The 11,628-nt window shown below is 47.7% G+C and carries 10 protein-coding genes and 3 tRNA genes; 5 read left to right on the top strand and 8 right to left on the bottom strand.

Annotation, left to right across the window (positions count from 1 at the left end; genetic code table 11):
* Window positions 1-435 precede the first annotated feature (435 nt).
* The 4 genes from MOZ60_RS08330 to MOZ60_RS08315 all read left to right on the top strand — a co-directional run bounded on the left by MOZ60_RS08330 (window position 436) and on the right by MOZ60_RS08315 (window position 3,903).
* Window positions 436-1,602: an RNA-guided endonuclease TnpB family protein gene (locus MOZ60_RS08330; RefSeq protein WP_370596323.1), complete on the top strand. Its 1,167-nt coding sequence runs from the start codon at window positions 436-438 to the stop codon at window positions 1,600-1,602.
* Between the two features lie 198 nt (window positions 1,603-1,800).
* Window positions 1,801-3,027, top strand: coding sequence for an ATP-grasp domain-containing protein (locus MOZ60_RS08325; RefSeq protein ID WP_370596322.1), 1,227 nt, complete (start codon window positions 1,801-1,803; stop codon window positions 3,025-3,027).
* On the top strand, window positions 3,024-3,779 hold the full coding sequence (locus MOZ60_RS08320; RefSeq protein WP_277634453.1) for an esterase family protein: 756 nt from the start codon (window positions 3,024-3,026) through the stop codon (window positions 3,777-3,779). The genes MOZ60_RS08325 and MOZ60_RS08320 overlap by 4 nt, the downstream gene beginning before the upstream one ends.
* Window positions 3,780-3,821: 42 nt before the next feature.
* A tRNA-Leu gene (locus tag MOZ60_RS08315) sits at window positions 3,822-3,903 on the top strand.
* A 39-nt stretch (window positions 3,904-3,942) separates the two neighbouring features.
* On the opposite strand, the gene MOZ60_RS08310 is transcribed toward MOZ60_RS08315, so the two are convergent.
* The 3 genes from MOZ60_RS08310 to MOZ60_RS08300 all read right to left on the bottom strand — a co-directional run bounded on the left by MOZ60_RS08310 (window position 3,943) and on the right by MOZ60_RS08300 (window position 7,479).
* The gene (locus tag MOZ60_RS08310) at window positions 3,943-4,812 is read right to left on the bottom strand and encodes an NAD(P)-binding domain-containing protein (protein ID WP_370596321.1); all 870 of its coding nucleotides are present in this window, start codon (window positions 4,810-4,812) and stop codon (window positions 3,943-3,945) included.
* A gap of 75 nt (window positions 4,813-4,887) precedes the next feature.
* The gene (locus tag MOZ60_RS08305; protein WP_370596320.1) at window positions 4,888-7,161 is read right to left on the bottom strand and encodes a glycogen/starch/alpha-glucan phosphorylase; all 2,274 of its coding nucleotides are present in this window, start codon (window positions 7,159-7,161) and stop codon (window positions 4,888-4,890) included.
* Between the two features lie 156 nt (window positions 7,162-7,317).
* Entirely contained in the window at window positions 7,318-7,479 is a 162-nt protein-coding gene (locus tag MOZ60_RS08300) for a hypothetical protein (RefSeq protein WP_277010520.1), read from the bottom strand.
* On the opposite strand from MOZ60_RS08300, the gene MOZ60_RS08295 reads away from it, so the two are divergent.
* On the top strand, window positions 7,408-8,124 hold the full coding sequence (locus MOZ60_RS08295; RefSeq protein WP_277010515.1) for a helix-turn-helix domain-containing protein: 717 nt from the start codon (window positions 7,408-7,410) through the stop codon (window positions 8,122-8,124). The genes MOZ60_RS08300 and MOZ60_RS08295 overlap by 72 nt on opposite strands.
* Here the strand turns inward: MOZ60_RS08295 and MOZ60_RS08290 are convergent.
* The 5 genes from MOZ60_RS08290 to MOZ60_RS08270 form a co-directional block, all read right to left on the bottom strand.
* The gene (locus tag MOZ60_RS08290) at window positions 8,121-8,687 is read right to left on the bottom strand and encodes a flavodoxin family protein (protein ID WP_370596319.1); all 567 of its coding nucleotides are present in this window, start codon (window positions 8,685-8,687) and stop codon (window positions 8,121-8,123) included. The two genes, MOZ60_RS08295 and MOZ60_RS08290, sit on opposite strands and share 4 nt — an antisense overlap.
* 144 nt (window positions 8,688-8,831) lie before the next feature.
* Window positions 8,832-8,904, bottom strand: a tRNA-Ala gene (locus MOZ60_RS08285).
* 191 nt (window positions 8,905-9,095) lie between these two features.
* Window positions 9,096-9,168 (bottom strand) — tRNA-Val (locus MOZ60_RS08280).
* Window positions 9,169-9,246: 78 nt separating this feature from the next.
* On the bottom strand, window positions 9,247-10,770 hold the full coding sequence (malQ, locus tag MOZ60_RS08275) for a 4-alpha-glucanotransferase (protein WP_370596318.1): 1,524 nt from the start codon (window positions 10,768-10,770) through the stop codon (window positions 9,247-9,249).
* Window positions 10,771-10,797: 27 nt separating this feature from the next.
* Complete coding sequence (locus MOZ60_RS08270; RefSeq protein WP_370596317.1) at window positions 10,798-11,628, bottom strand: carbohydrate ABC transporter permease; 831 nt, start codon at window positions 11,626-11,628, stop codon at window positions 10,798-10,800.

Genomic DNA, 11,628 nt, shown 5'->3' with positions numbered 1-11,628 from the left:
GCCCAGCTTTTTCACATTCTTGGTAGTTGATTTGCCATCAGTCGTACGGAAACCCATCTGAGCATAGTAGGTTGGATCTTTCAAACGCTTATCATAGTAAAGTTTCATGCCTGCATACCTTCTACAGGAATATTGTACCATAAAACATACAACACATACAACATAAAAATGCAAGAAATTTGACAAAAATAGACAAAGAAAAAGCCGCAGTCATGCGGTTTTCGAGAAATTCTATTCAAAGCAAACTGTCAAAGTCCCGGCGAATTGGCCATGCAATCCTGCATATGGTAACCTGAAATATACTATAATATAGGTATGAAAAGACATGATAACAGACATACATGCGGTAGAACGTGCGCCTACAATCTGAACTACCATATTGTGTGGGAAATTAATACAGAAACAAAGGGCTGAATGGAAAAAAGGAGAAGGTCCATGCCGAAGATTAAGAAGGGCTTTGTCATTCGTCTCTATCCCAATCAGGCACAAATGCAGCAGATCCGCAGAACAGTTGGATGCTCGAGATGGCTGTATAACCAGATTCTGGCAATGAATAACAGCCGGAAAGAACTGGATCAGAGTGCTCCTTTTCTTTTTGACAGAAAGCTGAACTACCTTCTGCCTTGTCTGAAGGAAGAACATCCATGGCTGAAAGAGGTCGATTCCACATCTCTGACAGGAGTGGTGGACAATATCAGTAATGCCTACAAGCGCTGGTTGTCCGGCAAAAGCAAGCGGCCAAAATTCAAAAAGAAAAGTGCTTATCAGCAGAGCTACGTTTCCAAGTGTGTGAATAACAATATTGTGCTGATTGACGCAAATCACATTAAACTGCCAAAGCTTGGTGCGGTTCGTTTTAAGGCTGGAAAGCTGCCGCACGGCCGCATCTGCTCTGTCACGGTAAGTCTGAAGTCAAGCGGCAAAGTGTGTGCCTCTGTATTGTGCGAACATGATGAGGTCGAGCTGCCAAAAACAGGAGAAAAGGTCGGCATTGATCTTGGACTGAAAGATCTTGCCATTCTTTCTGATGGTACAAAGTATGAACTGCCCAGATGGGATAAAGAATCTGCGGCCAGACTGCATTACTGGCAGAGAATTGCCTCCAGACGGCTTCTGAGAGCCAAAGAAGCCATGAAGGAAGACAATTCTCTGCGTCTGACAGATTGCAAAAACTATCAGAGGGCAAGGCAGATGGTTGCCAAGATCTGCGAACACATAGCAAATCAGAGAAGAGATTATCTGGAAAAGCTGTCCACGATGTTGGTTGCCAGGTATGACGTAATTGTCGTCGAAAATCTGAAAGTCAGAAACATGATGCACAACCACAAGCTTGCAGGCGCAATCAGTAATGCAGGCTGGTACACCTTCTTTTGCATGCTTGCATACAAATGTGCCTTCTATGGCAAACAGCTTATTACGGTTGATCCTGCCCACACGAGTCAGGTGTGCTCTGAATGCGGATACGTCAATAACCGTCTTGGCTACAATTCCTATGGATGGCTGAAAGTCCGTGAGTGGACGTGCCCTGTCTGTGAAGCACATCATGATCGTGATGTTAACGCAGCCATTAATATTCTCAATGCGGGAATGATAGTGGCATAAATCTGCAATATAAAAAGGGCTGGAACAGCCCCTGGTAAGACAGCATGACCCAACAGAGGTCGTATTACAAGACCGCGCGATCAGCGTTCCCAGAAGCTCGGCTCTTTAGAGACGAGTAGTTCACATGCACCTGCCCAACAAAATAAAATACAGATCGTAACAGTGGTGTATAATCACTCCAAGAAAGGACGGACGTCGATGATGAGAAACTTTGTCTTTATATCGCCAAACTTTCCAAAGACATATTATCAGTTTCCCAAGGCGTGGAAACAGATCGGGGGAACGTCTTTGTGCATCGGTGAGGATCCTTATGATTCCCTTTCCCAGGAAATGAAGGATTCCATGGATGAATATTATCAGGTTTCCTCAATGCAAGACTATGACCAGATGTACCGGGCAGTGGCCTGGTTTGCCCACAAGCATGGCAGAATTGACTGGTTGGAAAGCAATAACGAATTCTGGCTGGAGCAGGATGCACATCTGCGCGAAGACTTCAACATCAATACCGGTGACAAAACGAAGGATGTCATGCGCTACAAGCTGAAATCCAACATGAAGAAATACTATCAGGAAGCCGGTGTGCCATGTGCCCGCTGGCACTTGGTATCAACCCCTGAGGCAGGAAAAAACTTCATCAAAGAAGTCGGCTATCCGGTGATTGTCAAGCCAGATGACGGTGTCGGTGCCAATGGCACATGGAAGATCAGCAGTGATAAGGAACTGGAAGACTTCTACCGTCAGAACCTGAAAGTACAGTACATCATGGAAGAGTACGTACCGGGCTATATCGTTTCCTTTGACGGAATTACTGACCAGGATGGCAATATTATCTTCAAAACATCCCATACCTTCCCGGAACCGATCATGGATGTAGTCAACGAAAGTGATGAGTGCTGCTACTGGAGTGAAAGAGTCATTCCGGATGATCTGGATGACATGGGGACCAGGGTCATCAAAGCATTTAATATCAGAGGCAGATTCTTCCATACGGAATATTTCCGTCTGACGGAAGATAAGCCAGGTCTTGGCAAAAAAGGAGGCCTTGTCGGCCTGGAAGTGAACATGAGACCGCCGGGAGGATATACACCTGACATGATGAACTTTGCCAATGACATCAATGTCTATAACATTTATGCCAACATGTGCATGTACAACCATGGCCTGTATCAGACCGACCGTCCGTATTACTGCGTCTATGTAGGCAAGCGCGACCGTCTGAAATATGCCAATTCCGATGCAGCGGTTTTCCGCCGCTATGGCTCCAATATCTGCATGCATGAACGGATGCCGGGCATCCTTGGCTCAGCAATGGGAGATGATATGTATATTGCCCGCTTTAAGACGATTGATGACGTGAAGAAATTCATCAGCTTTGTCTATGAAAAAGTCAGGCCGGAACAGGCAGAAACAGAGGCGGCAGAATGAAGACAGAATATTTCAGGGAATATTCCCGCAATCTTGGCCGTGACATGGAATTCAAGGTGTATGGCCATGCCGGCAAGCCGGTACTTGTCTTTCCAAGCCAGGACGGACGTTTCTTTGACTATGAGAACAATGGCATGATCGCTGCGGCTGCACCATATATTGATGCCGGAAGAATTCAGATGTTCTGCTGCGATTCCAATGATGTCAACAGCTGGTCGCTGAAAACATGGGACAATCGTTTGCGCATTGAGAATCAGGAAGCTTATTTTCGCTATATCACGGATGAACTCGTGCCACGTATCAGAGAAATCAGCACAAATGCCAACCAGGGCAACAGTTATGATGGGATCCTGACAACCGGATGCTCAATGGGCGGTACACATGCACTGAACTTTCTGTTAAGAAGACCGGATCTTTTCTCCGGATGCATTGCGCTGTCCGGTGCCTACAATGCCAGACTGTTCTTCCCGGACTACATGGATGACCTTGTGTATGCCAACTCGCCAGTTGACTACATTGAAGGCATGTCTTATGACCATCCCTATGTGGAGATGTACCGTCACCGGGATATTATTATCTGCTGCGGCAGAGGTGCCTGGGAACATCCGATGCAGGAAGATGCAGCAAGAATGAAAGAACTGTTTGCTTACAAGAATATACCTGCATGGGTAGACTTCTGGGGTGCCGATGTGGCCCATGACTGGCCATGGTGGCGTCGTCAGCTTCCTTACTATCTCAACTTTGTCTGCTGAAACTTGCCAACCGAAACATCGGCATACTATAATATGTTCCACGCGGTTATGGTGGAACTGGCAGACACGATAGATTTAGGATCTATTGGGGCAACCCGTACAGGTTCAAGTCCTGCTAACCGCATAAAAACCCATTGTCATTTCCGGCAATGGTTTTTTCTTTTTACCTGCCTGCCAGCATATCATAAAATGCCTTGATGGCACTGTGATCCTCATCTCCCATGCCATGGCTGTGCAGCCATTGCATGATTTCCTTTACCTGTGCTGTCATTGGCACTGGTGAACCAGCCTGGTTGGCTGCCATCAGGGCATTATTGAGATCCTTGATATGCAGATCGATGCGGAAACCGGGATCATATCTTTTATCAATCATCATCTGTGCTTTTGCATGCATCACCGCAGAATCAGCCAGTCCTCCCTGCAGCGCTTCAATCATCACAGCAGGATCCAGACCAGTCTGCTGGGCAAGCGTAATGCCTTCTGCCAACGCCATCAGATTTCCTGCCACAATGATCTGATTACAGAGCTTGGCGATATTGCCCGCACCAATCTCTCCTATCCTGACGGCTGAAGAACCCATAGACAGCAATATCGGCTTGTATCTGTCGAAGACTTCCTGCCGGCCACCGACCATAAAGCTTAAAGTCCCCTCAACTGCCGCTGGTTCTCCCCCAGATACCGGTGCATCCAGCATCTCGATGCCACGCTTTGAAAGCGCAGCATACACCTGGCGGGAAGCTGATGGATCAATGGAACTCATATCGATCAAAACAGAACCGGGCTTCATGATTTCTGCCAGCCGGTCATCTTCCAGCATTACCGACTTTACCTGCTTTGAGTCCGGCAGCATCAGCAGCACCACATCACAGCATTCACCAATTTCCTTTTTGGAAACAACCGGAATGCCAAACGAAGCAAAATATTCATTCATATTTCTGCGGTGCGGTGCCACACACACATCATATCCTGCCCGATGCAGATTCAGTGCCATTGGCCGTCCCATAACGCCAAGGCCTATCATGCCAAGTTTCATTTATATCACCACCTGCTATTAGTATATGCCGGATAAGAGCATAACAAAAAGCAGGATTTCTCCTGCTCTGCGTTGTTATTTGTCTGTATCCGGTGTCAGATGCCAGATATCCTCATTATACTGGGCAATGGTACGGTCACTGGAGAAGAAGCCTGCATTGGCTGTATTCATCAGCATCTTTCTGCTCCAGCTCTCACGATCCTCATAATCTGCCAGCATTCTGGCCTTGGTTTCACAATAATCCTCAAAATCAGGGAACGTCATGAACCAGTCCTTGGACAGCAGCTCGTGGCTCAGTCTGCCAAGATTTTCCGGATCTCCTCCATTCTGCATCATCAGATCGCCTGTCAGGAAATCAACGGCCTTTCTCAGCTTCGGATCCCTCTCATAGTACTCTCTGGATACATAGTCCGCTTTCTTATAGTGGGCAATCACTTCATCCGAAGACTGTCCAAATGTATAGATGTTATCCGGTCCAACCAGATCAGCAATCTCAACATTGGCACCGTCCATCGTACCAAGAGTAACCGCACCGTTAAGCATGAACTTCATATTGCCAGTGCCACTTGCTTCCTTGGAAGCCAGTGAAATCTGCTCGGAGATATCCGCAGCCGGAATCAGCTTCTCTGCCAGAGAAACATTGTAGTTCTCCAGCATAACAACCTTCAGCCACTTCGATGCATCAGGATCCGCATCCAGCACCTTGGAGAATGTCAGGATGGCATGAATGATATCCTTGGCAATGATATAGGCCGGAGCAGCCTTGGCGCCGAAGAAGACCGTAATCGGCCGGGTCGGGAACTTACCCTCTACCATGTCATTGTAAACAGAGATTGCCCACAGCAGGTTCAGCTGCTGGCGCTTGTATTCATGCAGACGCTTGGACTGCACATCAAACACAGACGACGGATCCACTTCAATACCGCGATAATTCTTCAGATAGTCCGTAAAGTTCTGCTTGTTTTCCTGCTTGACGGCAAGAATCTTCTGCAGGAAATCAGGATCATCCTTCTTATCTTCCAGCTTCTTGAGATCATCCGCATGACGGATCCAGTCATTGCCAATCGTCTCATTGATCAGAGAAGTCAGAGCCGGATCACACATGACGCCCCAGCGGCGGAATGTAATGCCATTGGTCTTGTTGTTGAACTTCTCCGGATAAATCTGATAGAACGGTGCCAGCTCCGTATTCTTGAGAATCTCGGTATGCAGCTTGGCAACGCCATTTACAGAATGAGAGAAGTGAATGTCAATGTTGGCCATATGCACATTGTCATTGCCATCAATGATCTGTACAAACGGTTCCTGATAGCGCTCTGCCACATATGCCTGCAGCTTCTCAATCACCGGCAGCAGCTGCGGAACAGCCTTCTGCAGATATGCGCGCGGCCATGTCTCAAGTGCCTCTGCCAGAATTGTATGGTTGGTATAACCGCATACAGCTCTGACAATCTCAATGCTTTCCTCAAAAGAAATACCCTTCTGTGTCAGCCTGCGGATCAGTTCCGGAATCACCATGGTCGGATGAGTATCATTGATCTGAATTGCTGCATAATCAGCCAGATCATGCAGATTGCTCCCCTTTGCCTGTGCTTCTTCCAGAATCAGCTGGGCAGCATTGGCAACCATGAAATATTCCTGATAGACACGCAGGATGCGGCCATCCTCATCCGAATCATCCGGATACAGGAACAGGGTCAGATTCTTCGCGATCTGCTTCTTGTCAAAGCTGATCTGATCGCGGATCACACGCTCATCAAGCGTATCCACATCAAACAGCCGAAGTTTGCCGCACTTGGATCCATAACCTGTCACACCAATTTCATACATTGTTGAGGTCAAAGAGAAACCGCCAAAGTCAACTGTATAATGCTTTCCGGTTGACCGCATCCAGCTTTCATGTCCCCACTGCAGCCATCTGTCCGGTGTCTCAGACTGTTTGTTGTTTTCAAAGTTCTGTTTGAACAAACCGCAATGATATGCCAGACCAACACCATCTGCCGGCAGGCCAAGCGTTGCCAGTGAGTCAACAAAGCATGCTGCCAGACGGCCAAGACCGCCATTGCCAAGGGAAGGCTCATACTCGAACTCTTCCAAATCAGCCAGGCTTCTGCCCGCATCCTCAAGCTGCTTCTTGACATCCTGGTACAGACCAAGATTGATCAGATTGTTGGAAAGCAGCTTGCCGATCAGGAATTCAGCCGAAATATAATACAGTTTCTTCTTGCCGGTATTGTATCCTTTCTCTTTTTCTGCATCATTGACCAGATTCAGGACACCGTTGAACAGTTCCAGCTCAGTGCACTCGTTCAGCGGCTTGCCTGTATAGTCAGTAATCAATCGTGTCATAACGACCTCCATCTACAAATTTCTCTTGTATTATAATAATTTCACAATGGTTTTATCTTGCACTATAACGTTTACAATTTGTACAATAGCACCATGGATACGCAATTCAATACACCTCAGAAAGCATTTCCCCATTCATTCTCATTCCGCATGCAGTTATGCACCATACCAGATGATTTTGATGCTGTCAGCCTCCATTGGCACAGCCAGATGGAAGTCATACTCGTACGCAGCGGCAGCGGCACCATCACTGTCTCCAACCGGGAAATATCCATCTGTCAGGGCAGCCTTCTCCCAATCATGCCCGGAGAAATGCATGCCATCGCCAGGACATCCTGTAATCCTCTGGTCTATGAAGACTTTCTGTTCTCCCTGGAATTTCTTGATGCAAGCGATCCGGATGACTGGTGCCGCACACATGTTCTGCAGCGTCTGGTAAACCATGAACTTTTTCTGCCCAGACCCATCCTGCAGACCAGTCCCATGCACCAGGAGCTTGCCTACTTTCTGCATAGGGCAAATGAAGCCAGCACTGCCAGAGAAGGCGGCTACTCCATGCAGATCAAAGCATATTTATTATTGTTTCTGCAGTGTCTGTATGCCCACCGCATCAAGGCAGCAGCTCCAAGCGAATCCGGCCATGAAGATATTGTGAGAAATACGATTTCCTTTGTCAAAGCCAATTACCGCCACAGCATCTCGATTGATGAAGCTGCAGCAGCCGCAGGCTTCTCCCGCAACCACTTCATGCGTGTCTTTCATCAGGAAACCGGCGAAACATTCATCACCTATCTCAACCGTTACCGTCTGGAAGTCGCTGCCAACCTGCTGCGCAGCACAAACAGCTCCGTCAACGACATCGCCGTTGAATCCGGCTTCGACAACTTCTCGTACTTTATCCGCCTGTTTAAAAAGCAGTACCATACCTCACCAGGCAGATACCGCCGCTCCATCTTCCGTTAGCGCACAAACCCATCCAGGTTTGGAATCTCTGTGCAAGGTTTTCTATTCTGCATGCCATTCACCGCCTGCATGAAATGATCCAGCAAAATATTCATCTGAGCGCTGTCACTGCCGGAAGTGCCATGTGCCCGCGTCACAATCGTCATATCCGCCAGTGCAAACAGATCTTCAATCCGCCGGCACGCTTCTTTGACAGATCCCATCCGTGCCAGACCAATGCATGCAGCAGGCGCATAATGCCAGCCTTCACTGTGACTGTAGAACAGCCGCTTCAGAAAGCGCACCGCCTGCTCATCCGGCTGCTCATACAGCACATCAAACAGCACCAGCATGCCATCCCACATACACGCATTGCACTGATTCACCGCATCATCCATGATGCACACACGCCGGCGGATACACTTCCCACAGCCAATGCACCCGGCTATATCATCCCTGCCCAGGGAACATATTTCCACCGCGACATCACTGCTGCCGATTGTCTTTTTCACATATGTCAGCGCTTCATCCGCAGCACCGCCAAGATGCCTTGACGCATCTATCACCAGTACCTTCTCTGCCATCTTCAGCCCTTTTCATGCCTACCATTTTACACAGTGTTAGCCTGTAAAGCGATACAGGCTTTACATCACCCTGCTAATCTGACCGCAGGAAAGGGAAAATCAAGACACAAAAAAGCGCCGCAGCAATGCGGCACATTCTTACAGTGGAGCTGATGGGACTCGAACCCACTACCTCATCCATGCCATGGATGCGCTCTCCCGGGTGAGCTACAACCCCAGTGATTCATAGTTTAGCATAAAATCCCAGTTGAGCAAAGTATCATCTTCCCCACTGACAATGGAATTTTGATGCAGTCAATGCCTCATTGAACAGAAGATACAAAGCTTAAAAGTCTACAAATTCCTCTACGAATCAGTAGAGAGTACAGAAAAAGCCGCTATTTATGCGGCTTTCCGAAGATGATTCAGTGAGCGATAAGGGACTCGAACCCATGACCCCTTCCACGTCAAGGAAGTGCTCTCCCAGCTGAGCTAATCACTCAAGTAAGATGATTCTAGCACAGCCAGGCAAAAAAAGAAACATAAAAATCATGAGACCGTCTGATCTCATGATTTTGTCTTATTCATCCGATGCCTGAATGTCTGCTTCTTTCTTACCTTCCGGAAGGCGTTCATACAGACCGGTCATATGTCTGAGCTTCTTGGACAACGCAAAGGTAAAATCGTCTTTCTTTGCACGCCATACCCAGTTATTACCGGTGGTGGAAGGTACATTGAAGCGCGCTTCATCACCAAGGCCAAGCAGATCCTGGAACTGCATGACCGCCAGATCGGCAACGCTCATATAGGCAGCTCTGATAAAGCCCCAGTTATAGCCTTCTTTTTCATCCAAGTGCAGATAATCAATTGCATGCTCACTGAAGGATCTTGGTGAGTTCTCCATCCATCCCATGACGGTTTCATTATCATGTGTGCCTGTATAGACAACACAGTTGTTAATGAACTTGTGCGGCAGATAGCCGGAGCCTGTATCTCTTGGATCGAAGGCAAATTCAAGCACTTTCATGCCTGGATAACCTGTATCCTTGACCATCTGAACGACTTCCGGCGTCAGGAAGCCAAGATCTTCAGCAATAATATTCAGATGTCCAAGCTTCTTCTCAATGGTGCGGAAGAAATCAATGCCGGGACCTTTGCGCCACCTTCCGCCACGTGCCGTAACAGCTCCGTAGGGAATCGCAAAATAAGACTCAAAACCGCGGAAATGATCAATGCGCAGCACATCTACCAGTTCAAACTGATAGGAAATGCGCTTTGTCCACCAGGCATATCCATCCTTCTTCATGTCTTCCCAGTTATACAAAGGATTGCCCCAGAGCTGGCCATCAGCAGAGAATCCATCCGGTGGGCAGCCCGCCACTTCCGTCGGCCTGCCATCCTTGTCCAGCTGGAACAGCTGTGGATTGGCCCAGAGATCACTGGAATCCGGAGATACATAGATCGGTACATCACCGATCAGAGAAATCCCGTGGTCCAGTGCATACGTCCGCATCAAAGCCCACTGCTGGAAGAAGAAGTACTGAATTCCCTTGTAGAAGGCAATTTCCTCCTTCAATCCTGCTCTGGCAGAAGCCAATGCCTTTTCATCCCGTTTGCGCAGATCATCCTCCCACAGCATGAAGCTTTTGCCCTGATGAGCATCCTTCAAAGCCATGAACAAAGCATAATCATCCAGCCAGAACGCGTTCTTTTCTGCAAACGCCTCATAATCATCCGGAACATCTGCCAACAGACGCTTCACTGCCTTGCGCAGTACATCAAAACGCCTTTTATACAGCGTTCCATAATCCGTACGGCCGGGATCATCTCCCCAATGAATCTCACTGTACTCTTCTTTTTTCAGCCATCCATCTCTGGCCAGCAAATCAAGATCAATAAAATACGGATTGCCGGCAAAAGCAGAGAACGACTGATAGGGAGAATCCCCATATCCGGTCGGTCCAATTGGAAGTATCTGCCAGTATGACTGACCGGCCGCTTCCAGAAAATCGATGAATTCGTAAGCCGCTTCACCCAGCGTGCCAATCCCATACCGGGAAGGCAGGGCGCTGATCGGCATCAGAATTCCTGCGCTTCTTCTCATAAATACCTCAATACCTCAATTCTAAAATCATCCTTTGACAGCACCTGCTGCTACACCCTTGATAATATACTTCTGGCAGCTCAGATAGAAGATAATTACCGGAATCACTGCAAGAATCAGTGCAGCCATAATGGCACCCATATCAACAGAACCATAGGAGCCCTTCATATACTGAATCACAATCGAGATGGTCTTGTATTTCTTGATATCCAGTACCAGATACGGCAGAAGGAAGTCGTTCCAGATCCACATCGTTTCCAGAATGCCTACTGAAATATAGGTCGGTTTCATGATCGGCATAACAACCTTGAAGAATGTCTGCAGCGGTGTGCAGCCATCGATCATGGCAGCTTCCTCAATCTCAATCGGAATAGAGCGGACAAAGCCTGTAAACATAAACACAGCCAGTCCTGCTCCAAAGCCAAGATACACAATAATGATGCCCCACGGATTGGTCAGATGCAGCATATTGGCGACCAAAGACAATGTGAACATGACCATCTGGAAAGGTACAACCATGGAGAATATGCACAGCATATAGATGATCTTAGACCACTTTGAATTGACTCTGGTAATATACCAGCCGGTCATTGAGCAAAACAGCAAGATAGCCGCAACGGAGAATACGGTAATAAATACGGTCCAGCCAACAGAGTTTAACAGCCCATACTTGTTGATGGCCTGTGCATAGTTTTCAGCACCGATGAAAGTCTCATGCGTCGGCAGCCTGAATGGCTGCAGATTGATCGCATTCTTGTCTTTAAATGAATTCCAGAGCACAACCAGTACCGGCATAATCCAGAAGACACAGAGGAATGTCAGGAATGTTGTGCCATACCATTTACCTTTTTGATTCAT

Origin of the sequence: Grylomicrobium aquisgranense (assembly GCF_033971865.1) — a bacterium.
Lineage (GTDB): Bacteria > Bacillota_I > Bacilli_A > Erysipelotrichales > Erysipelotrichaceae > Bulleidia > Bulleidia massiliensis.
This window is presented reverse-complemented; position numbering and strand designations above follow the sequence as displayed.